Origin of the sequence: Pantoea sp. JV6, from assembly GCF_025910055.1 — a bacterium.
Classification (GTDB): domain Bacteria; phylum Pseudomonadota; class Gammaproteobacteria; order Enterobacterales; family Enterobacteriaceae; genus Pantoea; species Pantoea agglomerans.
The window spans coordinates 329,575-346,666 of the sequence record NZ_JAPCIM010000013.1 but is presented as its reverse complement, the minus strand read 5'-3'; the positions used below and the strand labels follow the sequence as shown (position 1 = coordinate 346,666).

Here is a 17,092-nt window from a genome sequence, read left to right as displayed (position 1 = left end):
CATGAAACCGCTTATCCCCTTTGTTGTGATGCTGCTGAGCGGCTGTAGCGTCGGTCCCGACTATCAGCGCCCCGCGATGGCAATGCCGGTCCACTATAAAGAGGCCAGAGGCTGGCAGCAGGCGACGCCGCTTGATGCGCAAAGTAAAGGCGAATGGTGGGCGGTTTATCACGACGCCACCCTGAGCGGGCTGCTGAACCAGGTGAGCATCTCGAACCAGAACGTGGCGAATTATGCCGCGCAGTACCGGCAGGCACAGGCGCTGGCGAGTGAGTCACGCGCGGCGCTGTTTCCCTCGCTGGGCTATGACGGCAGCGCGACGCGCAGCGGCAGCCACGCGACTGACAGCAGCGTTCGCACCACCAGCAGCAGCCATCAGGCGGAGCTGAGTGCCAGCTGGGAGCTGGACCTGTGGGGCAAACTGCGACGCACGCTGGAGGAGAACCGCGCCAGCGCCTCGGCCAGCGCGGCGGAACTGGCCAATATCACCCTGAGCGCCCAGTCTGAGCTGGCGCAGGACTATTTCCAGCTGCGCATCATGGATCAGAAAATCGCGCTCTATCAGCAGAGCGTTGATGCTTATCAGCGCTATCTGAAAGTGATTACCAGCCAGTATCAGGCGGGCACCGCGTCGCGTGCCACCCTGGCTCAGGCGCAGCTGCAGCTGGAGAGCGCCAGCGCCTCGGCGCAGGATTATCAGTGGCAGCGCGCGCAGATGGAGCACGCCATTGCGCTGCTGATCGGCAAAGCACCCGCTGAATTCAGCCTGACCGCCGCGCCGCTGACGGCCACGCTGCCCGCGATTCCGGCAGCCCTGCCGGGCGAGCTGTTGCAGCGCCGTCCCGACATTGCTTACGCCGAACGTAACATGGCCGCGGCCAATGCCGCGGTGGGCGTGGCGGTGGCCGGTTACTATCCCGACCTGACCCTGAGCGCCAGCGGTGGCGTCAGTTCTTCCGTGCTGCATTCGCTCTTCTCGCTGCCGAATCGCGTCTGGTCGCTGGGGCCGGAGCTGAGCGGCACGCTGCTGGATTTTGGTGCGACCGCAGCACAGGTCGATCAGGCACGAGCGGGCTGGGATGCCAGCGTTGCGACCTATCGTCAGACGGTGCTGACCGCAATGCAGGAGGTGGAAGATAAGCTGGTGGAGCTGAACACGCTGCAGGGTGAGATCGCCGCGCAGCAGCGCGCCACCGACGCGGCGCAGACCTCTGCGCGGGTAACCCGTTTGCAGTACGAGGCGGGCATGATTACGTATCTGGATGTGGCGACCACCGAAAACAGCCGCCTGAGTGCGCAGCAGAGTTTGCTGACGCTGCAGAGCACGCAGTGGGTCAGCAGTGTGGCGCTGATTGCGGCACTCGGCGGTGGCTGGCAGGCACCCTGAAGGCGGCGTCAGGTTACCGATAATTCTGTTGTCGAACCGCGTCAAATCCTGCATCGTGAGGGGCTATTTTCACAATGCTAAGGAGCCGGCATGGTTTTCACACTATTGCGCCTGATATTTCGCCTGTTATGGCGGGTCGAACTGCGTGGCGACGTCGCCGAACTGCATAAGCAGAAGGTATTGATCACGCCGAACCATATGTCGTTTCTCGACGGCATATTGCTGGCGCTATTTTTGCCGATTAAGCCGGTCTATGCGGTCTATTCGACCATCAGCGAAAGCTGGTTTATGCGGCTGGTTAAACCCTTTATCGACTATGTGCCGCTCGATCCGACCAAACCCATGGCGCTCAAACAGCTGGTCAGGCTGATCGACAGTGGCCGTCCGGTGGTGATCTTCCCGGAAGGACGTATTACCGTCACCGGATCGCTGATGAAGATCTACAGCGGGGCGGGTTTTGTCGCGGCGCGTTCGGGCGCGAATGTGGTGCCGATGCGCATTGAAGGCGCAGAGTACACGCCGTTTGGTCGTCTGGCGGGCGTGTTTAAACGTCGCCTGTTCCCGCGCATCACCCTGACGATTCTGCCCGCCACCCGTATTCCGATGCCGGAGGCGAAACGGGCGCGCGATCGGCGCGTGCTGGCCGGTGAGCATCTGCATCATGTGATGATGGAAGCGCGCATGGCGGTGCGTCCGCGTGAAACCCTGTTTGAGGCGTTTCTGGCGGCGCGTACGCGTTATGGCGCGTTTAAACGCTGCATCGAAGATGTCAATTTCAAACCCGACAGCTACAACGGACTGCTGAAGAAGGCGCTGGGCGTGGGCCGTATTCTGGAGCGCTACAGCCAGCCGCGCGAAGTGGTAGGGTTGCTGCTGCCCAATACCACCGTCACGGCGGCGGCGATTTTCGGGGCATCCCTGCGTGGACGCGTTCCGGCGATGCTCAACTACACGGCGGGCGTGAACGGCATGCGGGCGGCACTGACCGCCGCGCAGATCAAAACGGTCTTCACGTCGCGCCAGTTCCTGGACAAAGGCAACCTGTGGCATCTGCCGCAGGGGCTCGATGATGTGCAGTGGATCTATCTGGAAGATCTGAAAGATACCGTGACCAGTAAAGATAAACTGTGGATCGTCGCCCATCTGCTGATGCCGCATCGCGCGCAGCTGCCCCAGCAGCCGGAAGACGCCGCGATGGTACTGTTTACCTCCGGCTCGGAAGGCAACCCCAAAGGGGTGGTGCATTCGCATAAAAGCCTGCTGGCGAACGTCGAACAGATCCGCACCATCGCCGACTTCACCCCGCGCGACCGCTTTATGTCGGCGCTGCCGCTGTTCCATGCGTTTGGTCTGACCGTCGGGCTGTTTACGCCGCTGATGACCGGCGCGCAGGTGTTCCTCTATCCCAGCCCGCTGCACTATCGCATCGTGCCGGAGCTGGTCTATGACCGCAACTGCACCGTGCTGTTTGGCACCTCGACCTTCCTCGGCAACTACGCGCGCTTTGCCGCGCCCTATGATTTTGCCCGCCTGCGCTATGTGGTGGCGGGGGCGGAGAAGCTGCAGGAGAACACCCGTCAGCTCTACATGGAGAAGTATGGCATTCGCATTCTTGAAGGCTACGGCGTAACCGAATGCGCGCCAGTGGTCGCGATTAACGTGCCGATGGCGGCGAAGGCGCATACCGTCGGACGCATTCTGCCGGGTATGGATTCGCGGCTGATGTCGGTGCCGGGCATTGAGCAGGGCGGACGGCTGCAGCTGCGCGGACCGAACGTGATGAAGGGCTATCTGCGCGTCGAGAATCCAGGCGTGCTGGAAGTGCCGGTCGCCGACGATGGCGAAGGCAATCAGGAAGCGGGCTGGTATGACACGGGTGATATCGTCAGCTTTGATGACGGCGGTTTCTGCCAGATTCAGGGGCGCGCCAAACGCTTCGCGAAGATTGCCGGTGAGATGGTGTCGCTGGAGATCGTCGAGCAGATCGCTCTGAAAGCGTCGCCGGACAAACAACATGCCGCCTCGCTGCGCCCGGATGGTCAGCGTGGTGAGGCGCTGGTGCTGTTCACCACCGACGCTGAACTGGCGCGCGACAGCCTGCAGAAAGCGGCCCGCGAGCTGGGTGCGCCAGAACTGGCGCTTCCGCGTGATATCCGGGTGATGAAGCAGTTGCCGCAGCTGGGCAGCGGTAAACCCGATTACGTTACGCTGAAAAAAATGGCGGAAGAGGAGCAGGCATGAGCCTTGATCGTAATGCGCCGCTGATGTCACGCGGCATGATCGCCGTGATTATCGCCCAGTTCTTTTCGGCCTTCGGCGATAACGCGCTGCTGTTTGCCACGCTGGCCGTGCTGAAAAGCCAGTTCTATCCCGACTGGAGCCAGCCGGTGCTGCAGATGCTCTTTGTCGCGGCTTACATTCTGCTGGCACCCTTTGTCGGTCAGGTCGCGGACAGCATGGCAAAAGGGCGGGTGATGATGCTCGCCAACAGCCTGAAGCTGCTGGGCGCGCTGGTGATCTGCTTCGGCTTCAACCCCTTCCTCGGTTATACCCTGGTGGGCGCGGGCGCAGCCGCTTACTCTCCGGCTAAATATGGCATCCTCGGTGAGATCACCCACGGTGAGAAGCTGGTGAAAGCCAACGGGCTGATGGAGGGATCGACCATCGCCGCCATTCTGCTCGGCTCAGTGGCGGGCGGGATGCTGGCTGACTGGCATCTGCTGGCGGCGCTGGGGATCTGTGCGCTGACCTACGGCATTGCCGTGGTAGCCAACCTGTTCATCCCGAAACTGCAGGCGGCGCGTCCTGGTCAGAGCTGGCAGCTGGGTATGATGGTACGCAGTTTTTTCAGTGCTGCCGCGCTGCTATGGCGTGATGCGGAGACGCGCTTCTCGCTGCTCGGCACCAGCCTGTTCTGGGGCGCAGGCGTGACGCTGCGTTTTCTGCTGGTGCTGTGGGTGCCGGTGGCGCTGGGCATCAGTGACAACACCACACCAACGACCCTGAATGCCATGGTGGCGATCGGGATTGTGATTGGGGCGGCGGCGGCGGCGAAGCTGGTGACGCTTGAAACGGTGCGTCGCTGTATGCCAGCCGGTGTGCTGATTGGTGTGATGGTCGTCGTCTTCGCGCTGCAGCATTCTCTGCTGAATGCCTATCTGGTGCTGATGCTGATTGGCGCGCTGGGCGGTTTCTTTGTGGTGCCGCTGAATGCGCTGTTGCAGGCGCGGGGCAAAGAGAGCGTCGGTTCAGGTAATGCGATTGCGGTGCAGAATCTGGGTGAGAACAGCGCCATGCTGATTATGCTGGGGCTCTATACGCTGGCGATCAAGGCGGGTGCACCTGCGGTGGCGACGGGCGTCGGTTTTGGCGTGCTGTTTGCGCTGGCGATAGCGCTGCTGTGGCTGTGGCGTCCGGCTAAGCGTTAAGCGATTCACCGCCTCTCTCCGGGATAGCCGGAGAGAGGCGGGCGCCCTCGTTAACAATAGATGTTAACAACGTAGATTAGCGACGAAGGGCAATCGCTTCGATTTCGATCTTCACATCTTTTGGCAGACGCGCCACTTCGACACAGGAACGCGCCGGGAAGTGCGCTTCATGCTCGGTGAAAAACGCCTCATAAGCCGCATTGACCGTGGCGAAGTCATTTAAATCCTTTACGAACACCGTGGTCTTCACGATGTCGCCGACCTTCAGACCCGCTGCTTCAACAATCGCCTTCACATTTTCCAGTGACTGACGCGCCTGTGCGGCAACGTCATCCGCCACCTGGCCGGTCGCCGGATCCACCGGGATCTGGCCAGAGGTGATGATCATGCTGCCCAGATCGACACCCTGAACATAGGGGCCGATAGCGGCAGGGGCTTTTTCAGTACTGATTTCACGAGACATCATTGCTCCTTTGATTACGTCGTCAGGCGGCGATGCCGCCGGTGTTGCCCATTATAAGGTCGGGTAGGGCGATTACCAGTGACCCAGCACCACATGGCGGGCGAACTCTTTTTCGCAATATTTGCACTTCAGATGCACATCGTCGGCGCGCTGCTTCACGGCAAAGCTGGAGAAGACCGGCTCGCTGCGGCTGATGCAGTTGCTGTTGGGGCAGGTCAGCACCCGTTCAACGTGGTCCGGCAGCGTCGGGGCGATCTTCGCGACCACTTCATAGTCGTCGATGCGGTTGACCGTAGCATGGGGCGCATAGACCGCCAGCTGATTGACCTGATCGTCGGTGAGAAAGGTATTCTCAATCTTGATCAGATCTTTGCGGCCCATCTCGCCTGAGGGCAGATTCAGGCCAATGGTAATGCGCTGATCGGTTTCGGTCAGCCGGAACAGAGAGAGCAATTTAAAGCCGATCTGCGCCGGAATATGGTCGATGACCGTGCCGCGTTTGATCGCTTCGACCTGCAGTTTGTTGTCCTGCGTCATGGGGGTATCTCCTTACAGGGCGAGTTCGCTGTTTAAAACCAGTGCCAGCAGAGCCTGGCGCGCATAGATGCCGTTACCCGCCTGCTGGAAATACCAGGCATACGGGGTTTTATCGACATCGGTGGTGATTTCGTCGATGCGCGGCAGCGGGTGCAGCACCTTCATATTGTCGCGCGCTGTAGCGAGATCGGCAGCGCGCAGAATGAACTGCGCTTTGACGTTGGCATATTCTGACGGATCGAGCCGCTCTTTCTGCACCCGCGTCATGTAGAGGATATCGAGCTGCGGCATCACCTCTTCAAAGCTGTCGTGACGTGACCAGCTGATATTCTTCTCATCCAGCATATCGGTGATATAGGCCGGCATCGCCAGCGCATCGGGCGCGATAAAGAAGAAGCGGTTGCCGTCAAACTTCGCCAGCGCCTGGGTCAGGGAGTGGACGGTGCGGCCATACTTCAGGTCGCCGACCATCGCCACATTCAGCTGATTAAGACGGCTCTGCGTCTCCTGAATGGTGAAGAGATCAAGCAGCGTCTGGGTCGGATGCTGGTTCGCGCCGTCACCGGCGTTGAGAATCGGGATGCCGCCGGAGAACTCGGTCGCCAGCCGCGCCGCGCCTTCCTGCGGGTGACGCATCACGATCGCATCGACGTAGGTGCTGATCACTGAAATGGTGTCGGCCAGGGTTTCGCCTTTTTTGCCCAGCGACGTATTACTGCCGTCAGCAAAGCCCACCGCTGACGCGCCGAGGCGATGAATGGCGGTTTCAAACGACAGGCGGGTACGGGTAGACGCCTCAAAGAAGCAGCTGGCGATAACCTTGTGCTTCAGCAGTTCCGGCTGCGGATGGGCTTTCAGCTTCGCGGCGGTGTGTAGCGCCAGTTCCAGCTCTTCACGACTGAGGTCGTTGATTGAAATAATGTGCTTGCGATATAGCGGGTTAGCCATAGCTGTCTCCTCTGCGCGGCCGGATTGCGGACAAAAAAAAGCCCCTGCTTAAGGGGCTTTTTTAAGATCGGGTCGATGACCGAAAGAAACAGTAGCACCGCCTGCGGTCAGGCGTGATTGAGCGTCAAATTGTCCGCTGTGCTGTAGCATATTTCCTCCGGCAAATTGGGCCGCATTATACCCGTTCGCGGTGGGGCAGCAAGAGGAAAACGTTTGCGCCTGCTTAGCCGCTCGGAGGCCGGGACAGGTCAGGCGGATGAATCGCTAAGTATCCGCGCTCCCTGGCAGCATTAGCCCGTGTCACATCCGTCGGTCAGCGCTGGCCCAGCGTGGCCACCATCACCGCTTTAATCGTGTGCATCCGGTTCTCAGCCTGGTCGAACACAATGCTGTGTGGTGACTCAAATACCTCGTTACTCACTTCCATACCGTTGGGCAGATCGTACTGTTCCGCCATCTGCTGGCCCAGCGTGGTCTGATCGTCGTGGAAGGCGGGCAGACAGTGCAGAAATTTAACCTGCGGGTTGCCGGTCAGATCGAGCATCGCGCGGTTCACCTGATAGTCACGCAGCAGCGCGATACGCTCGGCCCACACCGCTTTGGCTTCGCCCATCGACACCCAGACATCGGTGTAGATAAAGTCAGCGCCTTTCACGCCGTCGGCAATATGTTCGGTGAGGGTAATTTTCCCGCCGGTCTGCTGCGCGGCTTCACGGCACTGCGCCACCAGTTGCTCCTCTGGCCAGCAGCTCTTTGGTGCCACCAGACGCAGATCCAGCCCCACCTGTGCGGCGGCTTCCAGCATGGTGTTGCCCATGTTGTTGCGCGCATCACCCACATAAACCAGCGTCATCTCGCTGAGTTTTTTGCCCGGCAGATGCTCCTGCATGGTCAGCAGATCGGCCAGCAGCTGGGTCGGATGAAACTCGGTGGTCAGGCCGTTCCACACCGGCACACCGGCATGTTCCGCCAGCGTTTCCACCAGTTCCTGACCGTAACCGCGATACTGAATGCCATCGTACATCCGGCCCAGCACCCGCGCGGTGTCGCGCATCGACTCTTTATGGCCGATCTGGCTGCCACTCGGGCCAAGATAGGTGACGTTCGCACCCTGATCGTAAGCGGCAACTTCGAAAGAGCATCGGGTACGGGTCGAGTCTTTTTCGAAGATGAGCGCGATGTTTTTACCTTTCAGATGCTGTACTTCCTTGGCGCTTTTTTTCGCCCGTTTCAATTCAGCGGAAAGGGTAAGCAGGTGATCAATCTCGGCGGGCGTAAAATCCAGAAGCCTGAGGAAATGGCGCTGATACAGCTGACTCATACAACACTCCGGTAATCATTAAAGTGAATTAAAATTCAATCTAACCGTATGAATATGCATTTTCAAGTGCGGGCCTAATAAACTTTTCGTTTTGTGTAGTGGCGCGACGGGCAGTATGGGAAAATAATTGATTATTGCCGAACTCAGAGAGGATATCGTCATGGCATATGAAGCATTACTGGAAGAGCAGCAGGAAGAGACGCGGCAGATTATCGAAGAGCTGCTGGAGGATGGCAGCGATCCTGATGCGCTCTATACCATCGAGCACCATCTCTCATGCAATAATTTTGATTCGCTGGAAAAAGCGGCCGTTGATGCGTTCAAGCTGGGTTATGAAGTGACCGAGCCGGAAGAGCTGGAGCTGGAAGATGGCACCACCGTGATGTGCGTCGACATCATCAGCGAATCCGCCCTGAAGCCTGAACTGATCGATGTGCAGGTTGAGCAGCTGGTGAACCTGATTGGTAAGTACAACGTCGATTACGACGGCTGGGGCACCTATTTTGAAGATCCCGATGCCGAAGATGAAGATGACGACGCCATCGAAGATGAAGATGATGATGGTATTCGCCACTAAGTAGCCGGGGCGGAGAGTTCTCCGCCTATCACCCCTGCCACCTGTTTTAACATCATGAACTACGCACCCTTACTTGAACCGATCTATCAGTTTCTGCACTGCCGCACGCCACAGGCCTGGATTGATGAGGCGCGCAAGCCGGAAAATCTGACCCTGCTGTTAACCGACCATCTGGTGTGCGAACTGAAAGCCGCGCAGACCGCGGTGTGGTTGATCCGCAAATATGTTGCCGACAAACCCAGCGGCGACGCCATTCTGGCGTGGCTGAAACCTTATGAAGATTTTATCTTCCGCGAAGATGGCGACAGCGACTTTATCAACGCCCATAAGAACCTGACAAAACGTATCATCGTGCGCAATGCGCTGCCGTGGGCGGATGAGCTGGTGGAGAAGATGGTGCTGCTGATTAAAGAGGAGCTGCATCACTTCTATCAGGTGTGGGAAATTATGCAGTCGCGCGGGCTGGTCTATCAGAAGATCACTTCCAGCCGCTATGCCAAATCGCTGCTGCGCGAAGTCACCACCCATGAACCGGAAACGCTGGTGGATAAGCTGATATGCGGCGCTTACATCGAGGCGCGCTCCTGCGAACGTTTCGCCAGTCTGGCTCCTTATCTTGATGACGAACTGGCGAAGTTCTATCTGTCGCTGCTGCGCTCAGAGGCGCGGCATTATCAGGACTATTTAACCCTGGCGGCGCAGATTGCCACCAGAGACATCACGCCGCGGGTGCAGGCGATTGGGGCAACAGAAGGGCGGTTAATTAGCGAACCCGACAACGAATTACGCTTTCACAGCGGCGTACCGGCGTTCTGATTAGAGTAAACGGCGCTCTTACGATGGCCGTTTATTTTTTATATTGAACCGGGTTGATTTTATTAATAATAAAAAGATAAGTATTAACTGTTAATCTAATATGAACGCGTTACCTCCGAAAAATATAATTTGAGTGACCCCTCACAAAATATTTTATCTCTTCTGTTTTTTCTTTGCGGAATAACTATAGTGCTCTTGCCGGATTAGGATTGTTATTTTTCAAGCAAAACCTGATTCATAACGCCTCTTTGCCAGAGAGGGTTGTGAATCAGGTTTTTTTTTGCACCGGGTATAGCCGGGGAAAAGAATCAGCGACTTTTTTTTGGCGTCCAGTTTTGCTAATAAGCATTTAATGGAAGGAGTCATTAACATGAGGGGAAAGCGCGGTATTCCGTTATTTATTTTACTGTTTTTGCAGCCACCTGGCGCATGGGCTGACTTTTCCGACGCATTATCATTCTCTGACAATGCTTTCCTGCGTGATTCGCAACTCGATCTCAGACTGCGTAATCACTGGAAGTATCTCAAGGAAAATGAAGCGCAGCCTGCCACCGTTCATAATGCCTGGGGACAGGCGTCAAGCCTGAATTTTCGTTCCGGCTATCAGTGGGACTGGCTGGGTTTTGATGCAACTTATACCCGAGCGATCAGGCTGGGAGCCAGCGACTACTTTGCCACGCGCGGCCTGCTTTACGACAGCGGCGGTCATCAGCAAAAAGCTGACGCGCACGGCTTCAGCAAGTTTGGTGAACGCTATCTGAAAGTGAAGCTGGGGGACGCGAATGCGGGATTTAAAGGAAAAGCGGGCTGGCAGGAGTTAAAAAACATCGGCGTGCTGACCACCACGGACCGCTTGTCACGCAACAGTTACTCAGGCTATAGCGGCGCGCTGAACGTGCAGAAGATACGGCTGGATTTGGCTTACGTGACCAAAACGCTTCGCCACGACTCGCCGGAGAGTCTTGCCCTGCAAACCCAGGACCGACGAAAAATTAATGCGATCTATACCGGCGCACTGAGCTATACCGGTGATCGCGGACGTCTCGCCTACGCATTTGGCGAAGCGGAAGCCTACCAGCGGCGTCATGTTATCGAAGCGAATTATTCGCTCTCGCCGGACTGGCGCTTGTCCTCTCAAATTTATGGCAGTCAGGGGCTGGAAAATTATAAAAGCATGGCGGCCAGCAAAAGATCGTACGATAACCACGCGTGGCACTATGTCGGTGAAGCAGACTGGATTAACGACAGATGGACACAGAAATTCGCTGCCGCCTGGACTTCGGCACCCAAACATAATGCGGTGGGATATTATGTGCGCCCGCTGACAAAAAATACCCGTGGGCGTTTCAACGCCCTGACCTCTGCCGGAAAAGATTATACCCGTGATAAAGAACTGGCGCTGGTGTCGCAGACGGAATTTGAAATTTCAAAAGGCATTTTTAGCGGATTTCAGATTAACTATGGACAGTTTAATTATCGTAATACGCGTATGCGTTCGGGGGAAGTCGCGCTCATAAACCGCTTCATCGAACCCCATCCGGTCCTGAAGGATTTATCGGTCTTTACGCTATTCGGTTATGGCTGGTCATATAAGAATAATAAAGAAACCCCGGTTTTTAATGCGCAAGGGAAATATATGCGTTCTCCCAGCCTTTCTGCAGAGATCGCGGTTGAATATAAATTAAATCTGTTCAGATAAGGAAAATACGATGAAAAGAATTTTTAAAGCGTTGCTGATTCTTATTGTGGTTGGGGCTGTCGCAGGCGAAGCCTTTGCCGCCGATGTCACTCTCTACGTTACGCGGCATGGTAAAACGATGTTCAACACGGTGCATCGCGCGCAGGGATGGGCAGATACTCCGCTAACGCCAGCGGGGGTAGAGGTGGCGCAAAAGCTGGGACGCGGTCTGCAGACGATCCCGTTTATCGCCGTCTGGTCCAGCGATGCTGGCAGAGCGAGAGAAACCGCGCAGCTTGTGATGCAGGCATGGAAAACGCCGCTGCCGCTGAACGAACGCCGGGAATTGCGGGAAGTGGGCTTTGGCCTGTATGAGGGCGATCTGAATAATAATATGTTGAACGATGCCGCCCATCAGTTGGGATTTGCATCCGATACGGCGCTAATGGAGGCCTATGGCAAAGGCAAGGTTCATGTCGACAGGATCATAGACGCTATCCGGCAGGCGGAAGCGTCAGGCACGCCGGCACTGAGAGGCATTAAATCAGCAGGCATGGCCGAAAGCTATCAGCAGGTTGCGAAGCGAATGGTCGATAGTCTGACTGAGATAGCGCAGCAGGCCCGGCAGCAGGGCGGCGGTAACGTTCTGGTGGTCACGCATGGCCTGGCGATTACAGCGCTACTGCAGGCGCTTGGCGATACGTCGTTAAACCAGACGCTGGACAATGCGAGCGTAACCCGGCTGCGCTATACCGACAGCGGAGAGTTCGTGATTGAATCCATCAACGATATGAGTTACGTAGAGCGCGGCTTATAACTTCCGCAACATACGCACTTCGCAGTCGACATGGCCGGTGCAGCCCATCGCGCTGTCGATATGCTCAAAGCCGAGTGACTCATAAAGTTTAATGGCCCGCGTCAGGCTGGCGGTGGTTTCCAGATAGCAGCGACGGAAACCGTGGCTGCGTGCATGTTCTATCGCCCGCAGCGCCAGTTCGCGTGCCAGACCCTGACCGCGCACCTCCGGCAGAAAGTACATCTTTTGCAGTTCGCAGATATCGGGTGCGCTGCAGGCGAGCGGCGCAACACCGCCGCCGCCGACCACCTTGCCCTGATACTCAACAATCCAGTAGGCGCTCTGTTCGGCACTGTAGAGCTCAAACAGCTGGTCGAGCTGCGGATCGGAAACGGTGTAGCCCTTGTCAGCCGTCAGGCCGAACTCCGCGGAAACGTCGCGGATCACCTGGGCGATATGCGGATTATCGGCGGCAGTAATCGGCCGCACCTGGAGGTGCTGAGAGTCAGAAATCATGTGGGAGTTGAGCTATGTAAATCGGTTAGACATTTACCAGAAGTAACATTATCGTCATGTAAAAGCAATATTCCTGACAATGCAGGGAGGCTTTAAAAGCGTCATGTTTTTTAATGTCACTTGAAAATCTGTTTTATCATTTACACCTTACTATGTTCAGTAATAAGGGATTGTTTCTATCTTCTGGTCTTAATAGTGCTGATTACTTCACAATCAATTTGTTTGTCTTAATTGATGTGAATCAAAAATGCTGACTGCTACTCCTGTAAGTTAATACCTTTAACGCTAATTAAAGGATTAATTTCATGGCAATTCCAGCTTACCTATGGCTGAAAGATGATGGTGGTGCAGATATCAAAGGATCAGTTGACGTCCAACATCGAGAAGGAAGTATTGAAGTACTTAGTTTCATGCATGGGTTGAGCATACCAGTTGATCCTCACACCGGTAAACTCACAGGGACGCGTGTTCATAGTGCATTAGAATTCGAAAAAGAATTCGACTCATCCAGCCCTTATCTTTATAAAGCAGTCTCCTCCGGGCAAACACTCAGGTCAGCTGAAATAAAATGGTACCGTATTAATCACGCTGGCCAGGAAGAGGAGTACTTCAATATGTTCATTGAAGGAGTGAAAGTGGTGTCGGTTAATCCATTCATGCATAACATCAAATCCATTGAAAATATGAACCATCTTGAGTCAGTAACGCTGCGCTACGAAAAAATCACCTGGAAGTACTGTGATGGCAATATTCAGCACTCCGATTCATGGAAGGAACGCACATAATTCAACTATCAATGGTGCAGCAATTCTGTGAGTCATTTTAAGGAGCGTGTATGACATGGGTCTATGACGTCAGAAAGCGATCTTTTACACGAGATGGTGTCTATAAATTCGATGCGTTATATGCCGGGGCTGAAGGATATAAAGACGATCCTGCATTAGCATGTGAGGTGAACAAAGGTCCTTTGCCAGCAGGAAAGTATAAGATTGCCAGTCCTATGGCAAAGCATCCTACAGCCGGACGATTTGTTCTCCGTCTGATACCTTATGCGGGTAACAATATGTGTGGTCGCGCCGGATTTCTTATTCATGGAGATAACGGCTTTGGTACCGCTTCGAATGGCTGTATTGTCGCTTCTTTCAATGTAAGAAAAAGTATTGCGGATAGCGGCGACAGGGAGTTAATAGTGAAATGAAATGGCTCATTATTGTGCTATTAGCATTGTTTTCCGTCTCCTGTTCATCAGGAAGGTTCAATTCTGTAGAACATGTTTTGTCAGATAAAGTGATTACGGCATCCCGCAATAACGACAGCAGTTCACTTTCAGATGCTGATTATGACAAGATAACAGAATATCTTTCTCAGGGCCGGACACGCTGGATTGAACTTTACCCCATTCTTAATCGATCGCCATTCTTAGGCGCAACCTCTTTTCAGGAAGGTCTGGACATCGCGATGGCCTATGCCTTACCTGAAAATCCTGGCGCGGTAATGAAATACGTTAATCAAGGCAATGTTAATAAGCTATGCGGCATGCCATTTATTGAGCCGACTCCGGATGAAACAGATGCGTACTTTTTAAAAGCCCGCACGGCGCTTACTCAGTTAACGTCAGAAAGTGACCGTGAAAAAAGATGCCTGTCTGTATTAGAAAAGAGTCATGATCATCTTGCTGCTGAAACAAGGACGGGAAGGGTGTCATCGAAAAAATGATATAAAAAACCCCGCGCCAGAGCGCGGGGTTTTTTCAGAGCGAGGAATCAATCAGAGCGCCGCAATGACCGCCTGCTGTTCAATCAGTTTTGCTTTTGATTGTTGCAGGTCCGCTACGCGTTCGCGCTCTTTCGCCACCACCGCTTCCGGGGCACGCGAAACAAAGCCTTCGTTCGCCAGCTTGGTCTCGATCTTCTCGATTTCCACATCCAGCTTAACCAGCTCTTTCGCCAGACGCTCCAGTTCGGCGGTTTTATCCACCAGATCCGCCATCGGGATCAACAGCTCTGCGCCTTCAACCAGTTTGGTCACCGACACCGGACCTTTCTCGCCCGCAGGCAGAATGGTCAGGCTTTCCAGACGCGCCAGGCGCGACAGGAAGTTGCGGTTAGCTTCAACGCGACGCAGTGCCGCAGGCGAGCAGTCACGCAGCAGCACATCCAGCGGCTTGCTCAGTGCGATGTTCATCTCGGCACGGATATTACGCACCGCCACGATCGCCTGTTTCATCCACTCGATGTCCGCTTTCGCTTCGGCATCTTCTTTCGCCGCATCGTACTGCGGGAAAGGCTGCAGCATGATGGTGTCGTCGCTGATATTTTTCAGCCCCTTCACGCGCTGCCAGATGGTTTCAGTGATAAACGGAATGATCGGATGCGCCAGACGCAGCAGCGCCTCCAGTACGTGAACCAGCGTATGACGGGTGCCACGCAGTTCAGATTCACTGCCGCTGTTCATGACCGGCTTGGTCAGCTCCAGATACCAGTCGCAGAACTGGTTCCAGGTGAAGTCATACAGCAGGTTAGCCGCGATATCGAAACGGTAGCTATCCAGCGCTTCACGGTACGCTTTCACCGTGTTGTTGAACTCGGTCAGGATCCAGCGATCTGCCAGCGACAGCGTCATTTCGCCGCCATTCTGTCCGCAATCCTGCTCTTCGGTGTTCATCAGCACAAAGCGGCTGGCGTTCCACAGCTTGTTACAGAAGTTGCGATAGCCTTCCAGGCGCTTCATGTCCCAGTTGATGTCGCGACCGGTAGAGGCCAGCGCCGCCAGAGTGAAACGCAGCGCATCGGTGCCTGATGGCTCGATGCCGTCCGGGAACTGCTTCTCGGTACGTTTGCGGATTTTCTCCGCCAGCTGTGGCTGCATCATGTTGCCGGTGCGTTTTTCCAGCAGCGCTTCCAGTGAAATGCCGTCGACCATATCCAGCGGGTCAATCACGTTGCCCTTGGATTTCGACATCTTCTGACCTTCTTCATCACGGATCAGACCGGTCATGTAGACGGTTTTAAACGGTACCTGTGGTTTGCCGTTTTCATCTTTGATGAAGTGCATGGTCAGCATGATCATGCGGGCAATCCAGAAGAAGATGATGTCGAAGCCGCTGACCAGCACGCTGGTCGGATGGAAAGTACGCAGCGCTTCGGTGTTTTCCGGCCAGCCCAGGGTGGAGAAGGTCCACAGACCTGAGGAGAACCAGGTATCCAGCACGTCATCATCCTGACGCAGCGCGACGTCGGCGGCCAGGTTGTTCTCAGCCCGCACTTCGTCTTCGGTGCGGCCGACGTAGACGTTACCGTTGTCGTCATACCACGCCGGGATGCGGTGACCCCACCAGAGCTGACGGGAGATACACCAGTCCTGAATATCGCGCATCCAGGAGAAGTACATGTTTTCGTACTGCTTCGGTACAAACTGGATGTCGCCGTTTTCAACGGCTTCAACCGCGACTTTCGCCAGCGGTGCGGTACGCACATACCACTGGTCAGTCAGCATCGGCTCGATAACCACGCCGCCACGGTCGCCGTAAGGCACGGTCAGATCGTGAGGTTTGATCTCTTCAAGCAGGCCGAGTTCATCGACAGCGGCAACAATCGCTTTACGCGCCGCGAAGCGTTCCATGTTCTGGAAAGCCGCCGGGATCTCATCGGAACAGGCATCGCTGGCTTCGCCATTGGTGTCATACACCTGAGCACGGTCGCGGATATCGCCGTCGAAGGTCAGGATGTTGATCATCGGCAGTTTGTGACGACGGCCGACTTCATAGTCGTTGAAGTCATGCGCCGGGGTGATCTTGACGCAGCCGGTGCCTTTTTCCATGTCGGCATGTTCGTCGCCAACGATAGGGATCAGGCGGCCAACCAGCGGCAGCATCACAAATTTGCCGATCAGATCTTTGTAACGTGGATCTTCCGGGTTAACGGCGACGCCGGTATCGCCCAGCAGGGTTTCCGGACGGGTGGTGGCGACCACCAGATAATCTTTACCGTCGGCGGTTTTTGCGCCGTCAGCCAGAGGATAGCGGATATGCCACATGGAGCCTTTGCTCTCGCGGTTTTCCACTTCCAGATCGGAGATTGCGGTACGCAGTTTTGGATCCCAGTTCACCAGGCGTTTGCCACGGTAGATCAGGTTCTCTTTATAGAGGCGAACAAACACCTCTTTCACGGCGTTGGAAAGGCCATCGTCCATGGTGAAGCGCTCGCGCTCCCAGTCGACGGAGTTGCCCAGACGGCGCATCTGGCGGGTAATGGTGCCGCCGGATTCTGCTTTCCACTGCCAGATTTTGTCGATGAACGCATCACGGCCATAGTCCTGGCGCGTCTTGCCCTCTTCAGCCGCAATTTTGCGCTCAACCACCATCTGCGTGGCGATGCCCGCGTGGTCCGTACCCGCCTGCCACAGGGTATTTTTCCCCTGCATGCGCTGGTAACGGATCATGGTGTCCATGATGGTTTGCTGGAAGGCGTGACCCATGTGCAAGCTACCGGTGACGTTCGGCGGCGGGATCATGATGCAAAAGCTTTCCTGGCTGGTATCGCCATTCGGTTTGAAGTAGCCCTGCTTTTCCCAATGCTCGTAAAGCGGCTGCTCGATATCTTGCGGGTTATATGTCTTTTCCATTT

The 17,092-nt window shown here is 55.6% G+C and carries 16 protein-coding genes; 10 read left to right on the top strand and 6 right to left on the bottom strand.

Translation table 11 applies throughout. From position 1 onward, the window contains the following. Position 1: 1 nt before the first annotated feature. The 3 genes from OK412_RS15615 (at position 2) to lplT (ending at position 4,815) form a co-directional block, all read left to right on the top strand. Positions 2–1,387, top strand: coding sequence for an efflux transporter outer membrane subunit (locus OK412_RS15615; RefSeq protein WP_264353337.1), 1,386 nt, complete (start codon positions 2–4; stop codon positions 1,385–1,387). Between the two features lie 90 nt (positions 1,388–1,477). Beyond that, positions 1,478–3,628, top strand: coding sequence for a bifunctional acyl-ACP--phospholipid O-acyltransferase/long-chain-fatty-acid--ACP ligase (aas, locus tag OK412_RS15610; protein WP_010671792.1), 2,151 nt, complete (start codon positions 1,478–1,480; stop codon positions 3,626–3,628). Next, complete coding sequence (gene lplT / locus OK412_RS15605) at positions 3,625–4,815, top strand: lysophospholipid transporter LplT (RefSeq protein ID WP_010251689.1); 1,191 nt, start codon at positions 3,625–3,627, stop codon at positions 4,813–4,815. The genes aas and lplT overlap by 4 nt, the downstream gene beginning before the upstream one ends. A gap of 76 nt (positions 4,816–4,891) precedes the next feature. Here the strand turns inward: lplT and ridA are convergent, their stop codons facing one another. The 4 genes from ridA to argF form a co-directional block, all read right to left on the bottom strand. After that, positions 4,892–5,278, bottom strand: a complete 387-nt coding sequence (gene ridA / locus OK412_RS15600) for a 2-iminobutanoate/2-iminopropanoate deaminase (RefSeq protein WP_010251687.1) — start codon at positions 5,276–5,278, stop codon at positions 4,892–4,894. Positions 5,279–5,350: 72 nt separating this feature from the next. Then, on the bottom strand, positions 5,351–5,815 hold the full coding sequence (gene pyrI / locus OK412_RS15595) for an aspartate carbamoyltransferase regulatory subunit (protein ID WP_010251684.1): 465 nt from the start codon (positions 5,813–5,815) through the stop codon (positions 5,351–5,353). Positions 5,816–5,827: 12 nt separating this feature from the next. Further along, positions 5,828–6,763, bottom strand: a complete 936-nt coding sequence (gene pyrB / locus OK412_RS15590) for an aspartate carbamoyltransferase (RefSeq protein WP_010251681.1) — start codon at positions 6,761–6,763, stop codon at positions 5,828–5,830. Positions 6,764–7,076: 313 nt separating this feature from the next. Next, a complete protein-coding gene (gene argF, locus OK412_RS15585; RefSeq protein WP_264353336.1) occupies positions 7,077–8,084 on the bottom strand; it encodes an ornithine carbamoyltransferase in 1,008 nt (335 codons plus the stop codon). A 160-nt stretch (positions 8,085–8,244) separates the two neighbouring features. Here argF and rraB point away from each other — a divergent pair, with 160 nt between their 5' ends. The 4 genes from rraB to OK412_RS15565 all read left to right on the top strand — a co-directional run bounded on the left by rraB (position 8,245) and on the right by OK412_RS15565 (position 11,972). Beyond that, the gene (gene rraB / locus OK412_RS15580) at positions 8,245–8,661 is read left to right on the top strand and encodes a ribonuclease E inhibitor RraB (protein WP_010251675.1); all 417 of its coding nucleotides are present in this window, start codon (positions 8,245–8,247) and stop codon (positions 8,659–8,661) included. Positions 8,662–8,715: 54 nt separating this feature from the next. After that, positions 8,716–9,477: a tRNA isopentenyl-2-thiomethyl-A-37 hydroxylase MiaE gene (gene miaE, locus OK412_RS15575; RefSeq protein WP_033769520.1), complete on the top strand. Its 762-nt coding sequence runs from the start codon at positions 8,716–8,718 to the stop codon at positions 9,475–9,477. A 370-nt stretch (positions 9,478–9,847) separates the two neighbouring features. Beyond that, on the top strand, positions 9,848–11,176 hold the full coding sequence (locus tag OK412_RS15570) for a hypothetical protein (RefSeq protein ID WP_129062743.1): 1,329 nt from the start codon (positions 9,848–9,850) through the stop codon (positions 11,174–11,176). A 10-nt stretch (positions 11,177–11,186) separates the two neighbouring features. After that, positions 11,187–11,972: a histidine phosphatase family protein gene (locus OK412_RS15565; protein ID WP_010251666.1), complete on the top strand. Its 786-nt coding sequence runs from the start codon at positions 11,187–11,189 to the stop codon at positions 11,970–11,972. Here OK412_RS15565 and OK412_RS15560 read toward each other — a convergent pair. Next, complete coding sequence (locus tag OK412_RS15560; protein ID WP_010671786.1) at positions 11,967–12,467, bottom strand: GNAT family N-acetyltransferase; 501 nt, start codon at positions 12,465–12,467, stop codon at positions 11,967–11,969. The genes OK412_RS15565 and OK412_RS15560 overlap by 6 nt on opposite strands. A gap of 305 nt (positions 12,468–12,772) precedes the next feature. Between OK412_RS15560 and OK412_RS15555 the strand changes: the two genes are divergently transcribed. Genes OK412_RS15555 through OK412_RS15545 form a run of 3 tightly spaced genes read left to right on the top strand, consistent with a single transcriptional unit; the run spans position 12,773 to position 14,183 of the window. Next, positions 12,773–13,252 (top strand): Hcp family type VI secretion system effector, encoded by a 480-nt coding sequence (locus OK412_RS15555; protein ID WP_264353335.1) that lies wholly within the window; start codon positions 12,773–12,775, stop codon positions 13,250–13,252. A 50-nt stretch (positions 13,253–13,302) separates the two neighbouring features. Further along, complete coding sequence (locus OK412_RS15550; RefSeq protein ID WP_010671784.1) at positions 13,303–13,665, top strand: tlde1 domain-containing protein; 363 nt, start codon at positions 13,303–13,305, stop codon at positions 13,663–13,665. Beyond that, positions 13,662–14,183 carry a hypothetical protein gene (locus tag OK412_RS15545; RefSeq protein ID WP_264353334.1) on the top strand — a complete coding sequence of 174 codons (522 nt, stop codon included), beginning with the start codon at positions 13,662–13,664 and terminating at the stop codon, positions 14,181–14,183. The genes OK412_RS15550 and OK412_RS15545 overlap by 4 nt, the downstream gene beginning before the upstream one ends. Positions 14,184–14,234: 51 nt before the next feature. Here the strand turns inward: OK412_RS15545 and OK412_RS15540 are convergent, their stop codons facing one another. Next, complete coding sequence (locus OK412_RS15540; RefSeq protein ID WP_010671782.1) at positions 14,235–17,090, bottom strand: valine--tRNA ligase; 2,856 nt, start codon at positions 17,088–17,090, stop codon at positions 14,235–14,237. Positions 17,091–17,092: the final 2 nt, after the last annotated feature.